Genomic DNA, 13,682 nt, shown 5'->3' with positions numbered 1-13,682 from the left:
ACCTGCTCTCGGTACTCACCGACGAAGCCGTCCGTTGGCCCCAACGTGGGCGGGAAGGACGGAATAGTGCACGGTGGGAATAACCCCCTCCCGCCAGTAGTCCTGGGGCTGCGGAGCGGCTGCCGCCCCGACCCCGAACCGGACGAGAGCGGCGAACTGCCCCAGCACATGATCTACGGCCACGTCTACAAGACCGCCCGCGACGAGGACGGCAACCATCTGTCGGCCGGGGTTCTGCGCGAGGCCCCCTGGGTGGCCATCGCCCCGGTCGTCCACGCGGTCCGTGTCCTGGAACGTGTCGTTCCCGCCGACGCGTTGCTGTTCGACCACCGCGCCCACTACTGGGGCAAGGGCAAGATGCAGAAGGGGAACGGTTCGCTGCGCGTGTCCACCCTGGTGGACCGAGTCGAGGACTTCGTGGCGTGGGCGAACGAGGAGGCCAGCGCATTGGGCCGGTCCCATGAGGTCATCCCGCCCGATCCGCACGGCAGTATCGGCACTGAGCGTTTCCGCAGGTCCCTGGCCTGGCATATCGCCCGCCGGCCGGGCGGGCTGGTAGCCCTGGCCATTCAGTATGACCGGCTCCCCGGCATCTTCGTCCACGACCGCGGGTACGCAGGCACCGGCTGCACACATGCCCAGGGCAGCCACTGGGCATTCGGCGATGGTGACCACCGGTTCGTCGGACGGCGGCCCGGAGTGCCCAATGGCCCAGCAGGAGTGCGGGTTTGCCAAGGCCACGGTCGCCCAGGACAGTCCGACGGCTCCGACGCTCGGGGCTGCGCCGGCGTCGATGGCATGCTCACCCGAGGCGCTGGTGGCGCGGCCCAACGCACCGCCGCCAGCACTCCCCCCTCCTGATCCGCACCGGTTGTGCGTGTCGCGGACGTGACAGCTCCCTGCCCGTGAGGCCGCGCCTCGCGGGACGCCGTGCTGTCTCACGTCCGTCCCGGCACGTCCGCGATCCGTACCTGCGGACGCGCCGTTCGCAGATCAGGAGTCACGACGCATGTCGTCGTCCATCGCCTTGCTCATCACCGGTGCCAGCACCGGTCTTCTCGCCGGTGGCGCCTCGTGCGCCGCCCTCCAAGGGGGGCTGCTCGCCGGCGCGGTCACCCGCCGGGCCTCCACCCCCGCAGCCCCAAGCCCCGGCATCCCCCACGAAGCGGCCGAAGCCCGCAGGCCGCACGGCCACGGCCACGGCCGAGCGCGTTACGGCGCCCCCGGCGCGCGAGACACCTGCCGCGCAACTGGCACCGGTGGGGGCGTTCCTGGCAGGAAAACTGCTCTCCCACACGACCCTCGGGGCCCTGCTGGGGATCTCCGGCGCCGCGTTGCAGCCCAGCCCCCGCGTCCAGGCGGCGATGCTGGTGGGCGCCGGGCTGCTGATGGTGCTGTTCGCGCTGGATCTCTTCGGGGTCAAGGCGGTGGGCCGGCTGGTGCCGCGGCCTCCGGCTTCGTTCGGCCGGCTGCTGCGGCGCAGCGCCAGGACCGACTCGGTCGCCACTCCCGCTCTGATCGGCTTCGCCACGGTTCTCGTACCGTGCGGAGTGACGCTGTCCGTGGAACTGCCCGCCATCACGGCCGGATCGCCGGTCGCCGGGGCAGCGGCCATGTTCGGGTTCGTCCTAGGGACCGCGCCGCTGTTCGCCGTGCTCGGCTATGTGTTCCGGCGTACCAGCAGGGCACTCTCCGGCAAACTCGCCTCTCTCACTGACGGTCATCTGCATCCCGGGCTCGCCGGCGCCGCCGAGGAACAGCGCGTACACACTCCACACCCAGGCAGCCAGCACGCCCAAGGAGACAAGCGTGTCCATGGCCAGCAGCCGCTTCCGCAGCGCCCGCACATGGCGCTCCTCCTCGCCCGCGAGCTCGCCACCCTCGCCGCCCACGGCCTCGACGGTCGGCGCAGTGCTGCGCGGAGCGGGCAGTGCGGCCTCGTACCCGAGGTCCTGCACCACGTCCATCATGTCCTGCGACGTGATCCCATCCGCGTACGCGACATGTGCGCTGGCGGTGGCGAAGTTCACCGACGCGCTCACCCCGGGCAGCTTGTTCGGCTTCCGCTCGATCCGCACCGCGCACGAGGCGCAGGTCATCCCGGTGATCGACAGGTCGAGGCTCTTCGTCGATTCGGCGGCCTGACCGGATGTCTCAGCGGTCGTGGGGTTGGTTGTCATACGAGGTCGGGCTTTCTCTGTGCGTAACCCCAGGGGTCGGATAGGGGTGTGGTGCGGCTGGCGGCGGCCACAGCGCTGTTCAGTTCCCGTCAGTTCCAGTCAGTTCCAGCGCGCCGTACCGAGCGGCTGCACGATCGCGAAGCCCTGCCCGGGCGCAGGGTGCAAGCTCAACTCGCGCCCGTACAGGCGGCGCAGGAATTCGGGCGGCTGGTGGTAGCAGAAGACCGACGTCTCAGCGCCCACGACAGCCGCGGTGTCGACGAATATGGGCAGCTCGGCCAAGAAGTACTCGACCGCCCGCTCCACCTGCATCTCTTCGGGCGCCTGCCCCTCGGGGATCTTTCCCGCCAGCACCCACGCGCTGGTCTCCCGGCACGCCGCCCGGAACGCCTCGTCCTCCTCATAGAGCCGACGCCCGCGGGCATGCAGCCCGGCGTACGCAGCATTGCCCTCCAGCTCGGCCCAGCCCAGAACACGCTCCTCCGCATCCGTCACACCCAGGCCACTCAACGCGGTGAGGATCTTGTTCCGGGTGTACTGGCCCTGCCGCCGCGCCTTCCACGCCGCCCGCTCCGGCGCATATCCCAGCGCCTCGAACGTGAAGGCGCTCGGCGCATCGGGGACGAAAAAGTGCACGTCGGCGAAGCGCCCAAGCCCCCAGGCGGCCAGGGCACGAATCCGGTCGACGGAGAAATAGCTGTTGAACGGACTGACCCCGAAGCACGCGTGCTCACCCCGATCGATCACGGCCGTACATTCGCTGCTCAAAGGGGTCACGGCCATAGCGGTCGGCGGCTCGCCCCTGTCCACTGTGCTCATACTCGGGACCGTAAAACCTTGTCCTAAGGGCAAGGTCAAGCCCACACTTGCCACGAGGAAGACAGATCGCCGCCAGAGGTGAGGACACATGCTGACCGTCGGCCGCGTCGCCGAGCAGACCGGACTGAGCGCCAAGGCCATCCGTCTGTACGAGGCCGACGGCCTCATCGACCCACCCGAGCGCACCCCCGCCGGCTACCGCACCTACACCGCCAACGCGCTGCCCGTCCTGCGCTTCATCCGCCAGGCCCAGGCCCTCGGCCTGAGCCTCAAGGAGATCAAGCGCATTCTTGACCTCCAACGCCAGGGCCGGCAGCCCTGCGCCCTCGTCACCGACCTCCTCGACGAACACCTCACCGAGATCGACCAGCGCATCGCCGACCTCCACGCCTTACGCGAAACCCTCCAGAACGCCCGCGACCGCGCCGACCAGGCTGCCGACCGAGGCGAGACCGCCGTGATCTGCCACATCATCGAGGCCACCCACGCCCACGCCCACGCCCACGCCCACGCCCACGCCCACGCCCACGCCCACAGCGACTCAACGGCTTGACCTTCCCCTTGGGGCAGGCTTCCAGCCACGCTTGTGGGAGATACCCCCACGAAATGGGTGAAGTGATCAGCCATGCCGTTCCGTGAAGGCGAGGTGCACCGCTGCCCTGACCCGGACTGCCGATGCCAGCTGACCGTGGCCAAGGCGACCCCGCCAACCTGCACCGGTCAGGAGAGCCCGAGGTGCTGCTGCGGCAAGACGATGATCAAGGCCGCGTAGCACCGGCGGACTGGGGTCCGGTGACGACAATGCCAGCGGCGGGCCCGTGCGCCCCACCGGCTCCTGTCCCACCGCGCTCCCATGCGCCGCCCTGCTCGCGGCATTCACCGCCGAGATGACCACTGCGCACCCTGGGACCGACGGCGCCGCGCTGGAAGGCGGCCGAGCGGGCCCACATCCTGTCCTAGCTTGGCCCGGCCCCCACACCCGCCATCATGCGGTGATGCCGCGCCTCGCCGTCCGCGAGAAGGACCTCATCGAGGTCCTCGGACAACTTGTACGACTGGCGGTCGCCGCGCCCGGCTCGACGGCCGGGAAGTACACGGACGACAACAACGACCGCACACCTGCCGGGCTCACCACCCCCATGCCCATCCCGGACGGCCTTGCCGCCTACTCCGCGGGGCAGGCACCACAGTGACCGGATGACTGGCCTTCAACAAGCCACTGCACCCGAACTCAACGGCGGCCGATTCACGCTCGCCGAGCTGACAACCACGCCCAAATTGCCCGGCCCCACACAGTCGGCAAACCGACCAGCGGCTATCGCAAGAAGCCGCAGCGCGGAGGCCAGGAGCACTGTCCCATCAGGCACGCGCTGCTACTCGCCTGACCTGCAAAGACACCCCAGGCGTTCCCGAATTCGAGAAGAGCCGTTCTGGGGCCTAACTGAAATGACATCCTGACCTGCGGTTTCGCAATTATCCGCAAGCTCCCGCCGGCGGCGCGGCCGATGGCCGCGACGCTCAGCGCACTGCCCTCGCGCCGCGCGGCGGCGATGGCGCGCTGCACGCGGGTGCGGCGGCGCTCGGTCACGGCCTGGCGGCCGTCGTCGATGGCGGGGGTCACGTCGAAGCCCTCGGGGGGCGGACGTCGGGCAGCGCCACCCGGCACGGGGCGGCGACGCGGTCGACGCGGCAGCCCTTCGTCCCATCCCGAAGCCGGTGACGTTCGCGCGAATTTCCGCTCTCTCACGACCGCGAGGCCGCGGCGACGACCCGGCTTGCAGCTGTCTTCTGCAGCAGGCCGTAGGCGAGGACGGGAAGGAGCAGGTGCGGCTTGTCGGGCAACGCGGTGGTGAGCAGCACGGCGCTCGCGCTGCTGTTGTTCATGCCGCAGGCCAGCGTCAGCGACGAGGCGGCGGGTGGGTCCAGACGCAGGAGGCGTGCGGCTGCGCAACCCAGCGTGAACGACAGCAGACACACCAGGGCCGCCACGAGCAGCGCTGCGCAGAAGAGCAGGGGCCGCGGGGACGTGAAGAAGGAGCCCAGGGCACCGCTGGCGTTCACGTAGGTCAGGACGAGCGAGGCAACCAGGGCCGCGGGCACGACCCCGGCCAGTACGCGACTGCCCCAGGTGGGCGGCAGGGTGAGTCGGCAGAGCATCCCTGCTGCACAGGGCAGGACCACGCTGACGAGGGCGAAGCCGCCGCGGGTCGTGTCAGCGGTCGTACTGAGCGTGGTGGCGTAGTTGTTGCTCAGGAGCGGCGTCAGGACGCCGATGACCAACGGAACGGTGAGAGGGCTCAGGAGCGTGGAGGCGAGGACGAGCCCGACCATGGTGGGTTGGTCGCCGTCGCTCTTGCCGGTCCAGACCGTGGCGCCGGCGGCGACGGGCATCGCCACGATCAGGATCGTCGCCGTGACCAGCCCGCTACCGCCGTCCGTGTCGGGAGACTGGCGCAGTACGAACGCGACGGCGGGGATCACCACCAGCGGGATCACCAGATGCAAGGCCAGCCCCGCAAGCAGGGCGGTCGGCCTACGCAGCAGGCGACCCAGTTCGCGGACGGATACCTGGAGTCCGGCAGCGAACAGCACCAGGGACAGCAGTAGCGGGGCCGCGCTCACCGGAAGCCCGGATGTGCCAAGCGGCAGGGTGTGCTCCCGACGCAGCCACAGGCCGAGGCCGGGCAGGAGGAGTGCGGCGGTGTAGGACACCACGACGGCGCGCCCAAGGCGCCGGCGCAGCCAGACCATTGCTCGATGAGTGGGCGAGTACGAGACGTGCGGATGGGGCAAGAGGGCCTTCTTCCACGGCGGCGGAGGGGATCGGGGCGAGCGCCGGTATGAGAAGGCGGTAGGGGTGCGTGGCCATGGATCCATGGTGCTCGGGCGAGGGCGGTGGGGGTGGCCTACGGCACACGGCAGTCAGGATGTGTTCAGGTAGCCGGGAAGGACATGACGCGACCGCAGTTGGCCGTGGGGGAAGCGAGCTAACGCGAGCAGGCAGCAGGCGTTCAAGTTGTCGCTGCCAAGGCCACCACCTCTTCCAAGGCTTTTGGCGACTTGCCGCGGCCCTGAACCCCCTGCTGCGGCCGCTGGCCACCGCAGGTGGTTTCGTCCTGGAACGGTGGGCCGACGAGGAAGCCGCGGCGCGGGTCGGCGACCGCCGGGTCGTCGCCCGCGCCGTCGGGCGCGCCTCACTCGCCTCCGCTGCCATGTCCCGCCCCCGGGCACTGGCCGCTACCGGCGGGGCGGTGCCGCAGCGAGTGAAGGCCCTGCTCTCGCCGCCTCCCGCCCGCCGGAGACTGCCGTTCGCGGCGGGCGGCCTGCTGTTGGTTCTCTCCTGCGCGAGCCTGGCCAATGCCGCCTCCGACAACGACCGGATGCTGGACAACGCACAGTGGGCGCAGCGTGCGGCGTACGCCGACGCTACGGCCTCGTTGCCGGCTGACCATGACGTTCGGCCGGGGGCGTGCTGCGCGGATCGCGATCGACGAGAGCACCCCGAGCGCCAGTCGTAGCAAGCGCCACGTCTGCGTTCACCCACCCGCCGAGGGCATGCGTAGCGCGCTCCGGGCGCGGCCCGGCACGCTCGGTCCGTCGGCCGGGCGGGGTGGTGGGACGCTGTGCGGTCTGTCAGCCCAGGTCCGCGAGGAGGGCTTTCAGTTCGTTCTCCTGCTGCGTCGGCGACATGGGCGGGTTGGGGTGGTCGATGCCGAAGGTCTTGAGCATTTTGTCCATTTGGGAGTCGAGGGAGGTCCAGCCGGTTTCGTCCAGCGGCTGCAGTGATGCCTGGTCGGCGTCCCACAGGTCACGCAGCGACTGGGCGGCCGCATGGGCCCCGGCCGCGTCCCCCGAGCGTGCGTCCTTGAGCGAGGTGGACGCGAGGGTCCGCAGTGCGCCGACCTTCGCGGGCGGGAAGTGCTTCACCGCCTGGCCTGGAGGCAGTTGGACGGCGGAGGTGTTGTCGGTCTCCGGGGCCGGGCCGACGTGCGGCTGACCGTGGGCCCAGACCAGCAGGGACCCGGTGACGACGGCCAGCAGACCGAAGCCGGCAAGCGCGATGCGCTCCTTGCGCGGGTTGCTGGTGACCTGTGCGGTGTGGGTCGCGTCGTAGGTCTCGGTCACGTCCGCGCGCGTCACCGTCAGGTAGATCACCGTGGCCAGGATCAGGCCGAGGAAGATCAGGCTGGTGGTGAACGTGCCCAGCGCGAGTCCGGTCGGGTCGCCCGGGTTCTGGGCGACCTTGGGAGAGGCGAGCCAGTCGCCGATGTTCGCGCCCAGCGGGCGGGTCAGGATGTAGGCGAGCCAGAAGGAGAGCACCGGGTTCGCTCCGAACCTCCACAGCGCCGTGATCGCCGCGATGAGGCCGAGCGGCAGCAGCACGGAGACGCCCGGGCTCCAGCCGGTCAGTTCCAGAGTCCAGTCGCCGGTCGCGGTGCCGAGCGCGAAGGTGACCAGGACGGTCAGCCAGTAGAACGACTCCCGCGAGAGCGTGGTGACCGAGTGGATCGACAGGGTGCGCTCGCGCAGCCACCACACGCCGAAGACCACCGCGAGCAGCACCGAGAAGACCGCGGAACTGATCCACAGCGGCACGTTCAGCTGGTCGGTCAGGATGTCGGTGTACAAGGTGCCCGTGACGCTGACAACGACCACGGTCAGCCAGTAGGGGAACGCCACGTACCGCTTCAGCCGCAGTTGGACGGCCAGAGCCACCACCAGGACCGCGGTGAAGATGCAAGCCGTGTTCACCAGGCCGACGCCCAGCTGGGTGTTGATCCAGTCGGCGAAGCTCTCACCGACCGTGGTGCACAGGACCTTGATCACCCAGAACCAGATGGTGACCTCGGGGACCTTGTTGAGCATGAGCCGCCCGCTGTGCGTGCGTGCTGCGGTTGTCGTTGTCATGCAGGGAGAGTTGCGTGAGGAACCTGCACGCAACCTGACTACGTGGCCGCGCGCACGGCCGGGAGCGTCACCTCGACGTGACCGCGGCCGTCCGCGAGCGCGCGGACCTCCACACCGGCCGAGGTAGCGAGGCGCCGGACCACTGGCAGCCCCAGCCCGTACCCGCCGCCGCCGGTCACGCCCGCTTCGAAGACCCGGTCGACCTCCGCGGCATCGAACCCGGGGCCGTCGTCCAAGACATCGACCACGATCGCCTCATCCCGGATGCGCGCGGTGATCCACACCCGCGACCGCGCATGCCGCAGGGCGTTCTCCAGCAGGGGCGACAGCAGCGCCACGGCAACATCGGCCGCCACGGCAACATCGACCTTGGCGGGAAGAGCGACCTCGATCGCGCGGCCGGCGATCGCCTGCCGCGCGGCGGAGCCCAGATCGCACCGGGTCCCAGCATCTCGCCGTGTACGCGCGGCGCGCAGAATCGTCGTAATCGCCGCGTTGAGGCGGTCGACCTCGCTCAGCACCGCCTCCGGCGCCACCGGCTCGCCGGACAGCTGCGCCAGCTGTGCCTCGCCCCGCAGGGCCGTGAGCGGTGTCCGCAGCTCGTGGGCGATCTCATCGGTGAGCCGGCGCTCGTCCGCCAGCGCATTGTCGACGCGCTCCAGGAGGCCGTCCAGGGTCTGCCCCAGTTCTCCGAACTCGTCGCGCGGGACGCCGAGGTTGAAGCGGCGCCCGGGTTCGTGATGGCCCCAGTCGTCGGCGAGCGCGGCCATCTCGTGCACGACCCGCAGCGCGCGGCGCACCACGAGGTGCGCGACACCACCGGCGAGGAGGATCGCGAGGCCACCCAGTACCAGCGACAAGGTCAGGCTGCGCTGCTCGGATGTCTCGTAGGGCGTGAGGTCCACCCGGACGATCACCATGACGTGGTGGCCGTCGATCGGAACCGTCTGCGCGTACAGGAGGTAGTTGTCGACGGTGACCGTCTGCGTTCGCCGTGCGTGTGCCAGTGCCTCGACGCGCTCGATCACGCTTGCCGGTACGTTCCCGTCGATCAGGCGACCGTCGGCATACACCCAGGCGACCTCGTCCAGCGCCTCGCTGCTGTTCTCCGTCAGTACGACGCGACCACCCACGGCGGTGACGTTCGCCGCGACCGCGTCGGCGCGGGTTCGCGCCAGATCGTGCGCGTCGGCGTCCGTCACCCCACTCAGCAGCACGTGCGAGACCACGACCAGAATCGCCACCACGGCGGTGGCGATCAGCACAGTGAGCGCGACGACCCTCCTGCGGAATCCCGTCACTGCCATCGGTAGCCCACGCCGCGGACGGTCGCCAGACGCTCGGCAACCCCCAGCGGACCGAGCTTGGTCCGCAGCCGGCGTACGAAGGAGTCGAGGGTGTTGTCGCTGACCTGCGCTCCATGCGGCCAGCCGGCGGCGATGAGAGCGTGGCGGCGTACCGCGTCGCCCTGCGAGGCGATCAATCGGCCTAGCAGCCGAAACTCGGTCGGGGTCAGGCTCTCGCTCACCGCGTCGTAGGTCACCACGTGCTTCGCCGGGTCGAGGACGACCTCGCCCGGTGCGGACGCCACGGTGGCGCGGCGCAGCAGCGCTCGGACGCGGAGCAGCAGTTCCGGGAGATCGAAGGGTTTGGTCATGTAGTCGTCGGCGCCGGCCTCGAAGCCACCCACCTTGTGGTGCAGGCCGTCCAAAGCGGTGAGCATCAACACCGGCACATCGACGCCGCGCGCCCGAAGGGCCAGGCACACGTCGCGACCGTCGGCATCCGGCAGCCCGAGATCCAGGACGACCAGATGAGGCGCCGGTGCGAGCTGCCGCAGCAGACTGTCGGCCGAGGCGGCGACGGAGACGGTGTGCCCGTCGTGCTCCAAGGCACGTTTGAGGACGTCGCGGACCGCCGCGTCGTCTTCGCACACCATGATGAGAGCCACGTCCCGACCCTAGACCCTCCCGTCCCCGTTCTTCCTTTGCCCTGATCCGCCGCCTGACGTTCAGGAGAAGGCGGCTGGTGCCACACCCCCTGCTCTACCCTGAAGCCGCGACACCCGGCCTGCGCGGGCGCACCACCCCAGTCCGACAGGGCACCCGCCCCCCAAGTTCTACATCATGTAGTAGCTTCGGCCTTCGGCACCGTTGCGATCAGTCACGGCTCGAATTCACGGTGAGGCGTTCATCCCTACGTGCTGGACAACCTGGGCAGAAAATTCCGCGAGTCCAGGAGGGCCACCGGCCCATCGGCGGCCCCCACGACGCCGCGAGTTCGGTCGCGTGAGGACTGACCGACCAAAGCCACGGGCCGACGGACTCGTTCAGCGTCGCTGCCCGCCCCGGCCTGTTCAGGTGCGAGCGGAAAACGCCAGCATAGAGTGCTGATCGGCAAAGAACGCTTCCGCTCAGCGCGACCGCCGGCCGTCATGCCGCTGCGTAGCTGAGGCGGAACAGGTCCGCAGGGAAGATGGATTCAGCGCCTTCTAAGCACCTGCTGAACGCCTACGCCGAACGGCCCACTGGCCTCGAGGCAGGGCACCATGGTCTTCGGACCGACTCAACGAGGTCCCGTCGGCATCGAAGGACCCGCAGGATTCGGACGTGATTCCGCAGCCGCACGGGAAGCGGCTCAGCCGCTCCACCGGCACCGCAAGGCTCCCTGAGGTACCTCTCCCGACCGGTGTGGCGGGGGTGCCCGCTGATCGTGATCCGAGGTACCGCCCTCACACGGAGTGAACCCACGGTGATCGAGATCGGCGTCGTCGACGACCTCCAACTCATGACGGGTACGACCGCGCTGGCCCGGGCGGGTGAGCTTCGCACCCGGCGGAGTGCGTTGCAGCGGGCGTCCGGCGTTCCTTCGGCAAGGTGGTGCCGATGGGCCGGGAGCCGGCTCCTGGGGCGTGTCGGCGGCCGGGGCCGTCGGAGATCGGACGGGTGATGGGCAATGTCGGGTTCGCGGCGACTACTGGACGACTTCGCACTGCCGAGGCTCAGCACCCGTCAGCTCATGATGATCTCGACCGCGACCTCGCTGGTGATGGCCGCGGTGTCGATCTTCCAGGCGTTGGAGGGGCGACGGAGCGTGATCGTCGGCCAGTACGTGCCGCCCCCGTACAACCCCAACCAGTCCACCGGCCCGGCCGGCGGCCAAGCCCCCAACTGGTCTGCCCAGCAGCACGGCAACCCCTCCGCGTAGCACGGAACGGATCGAGGAAGGACCGATCGATGAGCACCCAGGTTCAGGCAGCGACCGCGGAAGGGACGGCAGCCGCGGATCGCACCGCCGCCGAATTGGCGGACGAGCGTCAGCGCCGGGAGAACACGATGCTGCTGGCAGTGGGCGGCCTGGCGGCGGCAGGCCTCGGGGTGGCACTGCTGTCCATGCTGATGAACAACCAGCGGGGCATGATCGTGGTCCGCATGTGAGGACTTGCCGTGCGGCCACACCGCGGCATCACCCGACCCGATACACCCGCAGGAACACCTCGACACCGCCCATGATCAGACGGTCGGTCTCCTCCTACCCCGGCAGGACTCCGCGATGGGCGACAGCTACACGGTCGAGTGGGAAACCAGCACCACGTGAGGGGCGCCCGCCATGACCGCGTCCCATTGCACGCCGATCAGCCCGACGTCGGAGAGTGCGATCATCGCCTCGGCGAGCGCCCGTCCGACCGGCCCGGTCCCTGCATCCCGCTACGCCTCCAGCGTCTCCGGCAGCAAGTGGTTGGCCGAGGAGGATCGACGGCGGCCGGGCCCCGGGCTCACCCGCCAGTCCGTCCAGCCGATGCGCAACGAAGCGGACCCGCCAGCGCAAGTGCCCTTCCTGGAAGATGAGGACCATCGCGCCGAAGGTAGCGGTGAGGCTGAGCAGGTTGAGACAGAGCGCTTTCAACGGCAGGAACAGGCTGCGGGTGTAGGCGAGGAGCAGCAGAAACGTCGCTGCGGTGGCCAGAATGCGGGCGGCTGGCATGGGCTGCGAGACGATGGTTTGGGTATCGAGGAATTCGGCTGTCGGCCCGCCGATCAGCGGACGCACCGGGGCGGGCAGGGCGCGGATGCGCCGCACCAGGTCGGCTGCGGAGGGCGCATAGGTGTCGCTCTGGGTCGTGATGGACAGCCACACGGCGGACTGACTTCGGTAGCGCTGGAACAGCGGGCACCCGGACGGCGCGGCGGCTGGGGTGGTAACGGGTGGGTGGCAGGCAGGAGTAGCTGTTTGCACCGTTGAGGTATCTACCGGTGGCTGTGCGCACTGTCTGCACGCCGGGCAGCTGTGACAGGCTCCGGGCGTAGGCGTCCAGTGTGATCGTGCTGTCTGGGCTGCTCGATTCAGCGGCGCGGTGCCGGCCTGGGAGGACCACGTCGATCTGCGTGCCCAGATGGGGGAAGGTGGTGTGCAGGGCGCGCGCGGCTTGTGCCACGGGGGTGTCGGGGGGCAGCCCTCGTTCGTCGCTGAAGCCGAATGCGGCGTGCTGGAAGGGCAGTATGAGGGTCGCCAGAAGTCCGACGGACGCTGTGGTGACCGCGACGGGGCGGCGCATGGCGGCCAGCGCCAGTCGCTGCCAGGCTCCGGGCTGGGGGCTGGTGCCACGTCTCCATTGGGCGAGCACGTCGCCATGGCCGATGCGAGGGCCGAAGCAGGCCAGTGCGGCGGGGACGATCAGCAAAGACGCCGCGGCTGCCAGGATGGCCACGCTGATGCTCGCGTAGGCGAGTGAGCGTAGGAAGCAGAGGGGGAAGAACAGCAGTCCTAGGAGTGAGAGGGCCACGGCAGCGGCGGAGACGACAACGATGCGTCCTGCGGTGCGGACGCACCGGTTGAGCGCATCGTCGTGGGTGTACCCCGCGGTGATGTCCTCGCGGTACCGGGTGACGAGGAACAGGCTGTAGTCGGTCGAAAGAGCGAGCCCCACTGCCGTGGTGACGTTGAGGGCGAAGGTGGACACCTCCGTCACCGTGGTGAGAGCGCGCAGCAGCGCCGCGCTGCCCGGTGTGGCCACCAGGCCGACGGCCAAGGGAAGGCAGGCTGCGGGGATGCTGCCGAAGATGAGCAGCAGCAGCAAGGTGGCGGGCAGTGCGAGCATCTCGGTCCGGAGCAGGTCCTGTTCGCTCTGCTCCCCCAGCGCACGGCTGACGACTGCCGTGCCGGTGACCTGCACGAGCAGGGTGCCGTGTCGGCCGGTTGTGTAGGGCAGGACGCGGTCGGTGGTGATGCGCTGTTGGTGGGTGTCGCCATCCAGGCGCACGGCGATCAGGGCAGTGCGGCCGTCCGCGGAGCGGAGCTGGGAGGCGTCGGACGCGGCGGGCTGCTCAGCGTTTGGGCTGCTTCCCGTTGCGGTCGGCTTGGGCGTGCGGTGGCCGGTCCAGTACGAGTCGAGGCTGGTGACACCCGGCTGTTTGAGCAGGCTGTTGGTCAGCTCCGTTCCTTCTTGGCGGGCTGGGGCGCCGTCGATGGACATGTTCGCGCGGGCCAGGAGCAGGATGTCCGGCGGGCCCGCGTGGAGCTGTGTGGTCAGGAGCGTTCGCGCGCGCGTGGAGGGGAGGCGGCAGTCAATTGCCGCCACAGAGGGAGGGGTTCGGTGGACGCAACCTGCGTCTGACATGCCCGATGACCCACCAGCCGGTGAGGCAGTCGTTCATTGCGGCTCTTCAGGAAATGCCGCCAGCGGGGCGTGACGGCAGCCGGCTTCGCAGAACGTCCGCAGCGCCTGGCTTCGACAAACGGCCTGACGGACTCTCACCAGCCTCTACGGGGCCGCCT

The 13,682-nt window shown here is 69.7% G+C and carries 12 protein-coding genes and 2 pseudogenes; 6 read left to right on the top strand and 8 right to left on the bottom strand.

Features of this window, described 5'->3' with window-relative positions; all coding sequences use genetic code 11:
• The first annotated feature begins 66 nt into the window (after positions 1-66).
• Both ACLJT4_RS33380 and ACLJT4_RS33375 read left to right on the top strand, forming a co-directional pair.
• Positions 67-861, top strand: a complete 795-nt coding sequence (locus tag ACLJT4_RS33380) for a hypothetical protein (RefSeq protein ID WP_411128132.1) — start codon at positions 67-69, stop codon at positions 859-861.
• Between the two features lie 44 nt (positions 862-905).
• A pseudogene (locus ACLJT4_RS33375) lies at positions 906-1,652 on the top strand (sulfite exporter TauE/SafE family protein); the annotation flags it as partial.
• Here ACLJT4_RS33375 and ACLJT4_RS33370 read toward each other — a convergent pair.
• Together ACLJT4_RS33370 and ACLJT4_RS33365 are read right to left on the bottom strand one after the other, a co-directional pair.
• Positions 1,629-2,180, bottom strand: a complete 552-nt coding sequence (locus ACLJT4_RS33370) for a cation transporter (protein WP_411128130.1) — start codon at positions 2,178-2,180, stop codon at positions 1,629-1,631. The pseudogene ACLJT4_RS33375 and the gene ACLJT4_RS33370 sit on opposite strands and share 24 nt — an antisense overlap.
• Before the next feature lie 99 nt (positions 2,181-2,279).
• A complete protein-coding gene (locus ACLJT4_RS33365; RefSeq protein WP_411128128.1) occupies positions 2,280-2,999 on the bottom strand; it encodes a tRNA-dependent cyclodipeptide synthase in 720 nt (239 codons plus the stop codon).
• 88 nt (positions 3,000-3,087) lie between these two features.
• Here ACLJT4_RS33365 and ACLJT4_RS33360 point away from each other — a divergent pair, with 88 nt between their 5' ends.
• Together ACLJT4_RS33360 and ACLJT4_RS33355 are read left to right on the top strand one after the other, a co-directional pair.
• Positions 3,088-3,552 carry a heavy metal-responsive transcriptional regulator gene (locus ACLJT4_RS33360; protein WP_411128126.1) on the top strand — a complete coding sequence of 155 codons (465 nt, stop codon included), beginning with the start codon at positions 3,088-3,090 and terminating at the stop codon, positions 3,550-3,552.
• Positions 3,553-3,886: 334 nt separating this feature from the next.
• On the top strand, positions 3,887-4,192 hold the full coding sequence (locus tag ACLJT4_RS33355) for a DUF3703 domain-containing protein (RefSeq protein ID WP_411128124.1): 306 nt from the start codon (positions 3,887-3,889) through the stop codon (positions 4,190-4,192).
• A 550-nt stretch (positions 4,193-4,742) separates the two neighbouring features.
• On the opposite strand, the gene ACLJT4_RS33350 is transcribed toward ACLJT4_RS33355, so the two are convergent.
• The 4 genes from ACLJT4_RS33350 to ACLJT4_RS33335 all read right to left on the bottom strand — a co-directional run bounded on the left by ACLJT4_RS33350 (position 4,743) and on the right by ACLJT4_RS33335 (position 9,858).
• Positions 4,743-5,750, bottom strand: a complete 1,008-nt coding sequence (locus ACLJT4_RS33350) for a sodium-dependent transporter (protein WP_411128194.1) — start codon at positions 5,748-5,750, stop codon at positions 4,743-4,745.
• A gap of 882 nt (positions 5,751-6,632) precedes the next feature.
• Entirely contained in the window at positions 6,633-7,907 is a 1,275-nt protein-coding gene (locus ACLJT4_RS33345) for a hypothetical protein (RefSeq protein ID WP_411128122.1), read from the bottom strand.
• Between the two features lie 38 nt (positions 7,908-7,945).
• Positions 7,946-9,172, bottom strand: a complete 1,227-nt coding sequence (locus ACLJT4_RS33340) for a sensor histidine kinase (RefSeq protein WP_411128120.1) — start codon at positions 9,170-9,172, stop codon at positions 7,946-7,948.
• 32 nt (positions 9,173-9,204) lie between these two features.
• Positions 9,205-9,858 carry a response regulator transcription factor gene (locus ACLJT4_RS33335; protein WP_411128118.1) on the bottom strand — a complete coding sequence of 218 codons (654 nt, stop codon included), beginning with the start codon at positions 9,856-9,858 and terminating at the stop codon, positions 9,205-9,207.
• Positions 9,859-10,862: 1,004 nt separating this feature from the next.
• Here ACLJT4_RS33335 and ACLJT4_RS33330 point away from each other — a divergent pair.
• Positions 10,863-11,114, top strand: a complete 252-nt coding sequence (locus tag ACLJT4_RS33330; protein WP_411128116.1) for a hypothetical protein — start codon at positions 10,863-10,865, stop codon at positions 11,112-11,114.
• 29 nt (positions 11,115-11,143) lie between these two features.
• Positions 11,144-11,344, top strand: a complete 201-nt coding sequence (locus ACLJT4_RS33325) for a hypothetical protein (RefSeq protein ID WP_411128114.1) — start codon at positions 11,144-11,146, stop codon at positions 11,342-11,344.
• Positions 11,345-11,438: 94 nt separating this feature from the next.
• Here the strand turns inward: ACLJT4_RS33325 and ACLJT4_RS33320 are convergent, their stop codons facing one another.
• Both ACLJT4_RS33320 and ACLJT4_RS33315 read right to left on the bottom strand, forming a co-directional pair.
• A complete protein-coding gene (locus ACLJT4_RS33320) occupies positions 11,439-12,539 on the bottom strand; it encodes an MMPL family transporter (protein WP_411128192.1) in 1,101 nt (366 codons plus the stop codon).
• Positions 12,457-13,380: pseudogene (locus ACLJT4_RS33315) on the bottom strand (MMPL family transporter); the annotation flags it as partial. The pseudogene ACLJT4_RS33315 and the gene ACLJT4_RS33320, both read right to left, overlap by 83 nt.
• Between the last annotated feature and the right edge of the window lie 302 nt (positions 13,381-13,682).

The sequence above is a fragment of the Streptomyces sp. x-19 genome (assembly GCF_046549115.1).
GTDB lineage: Bacteria > Actinomycetota > Actinomycetes > Streptomycetales > Streptomycetaceae > Streptomyces > Streptomyces albulus_C.
Note: the sequence above shows the minus strand (reverse complement) of the source record. Positions and strands in the feature narration are given on the sequence as shown.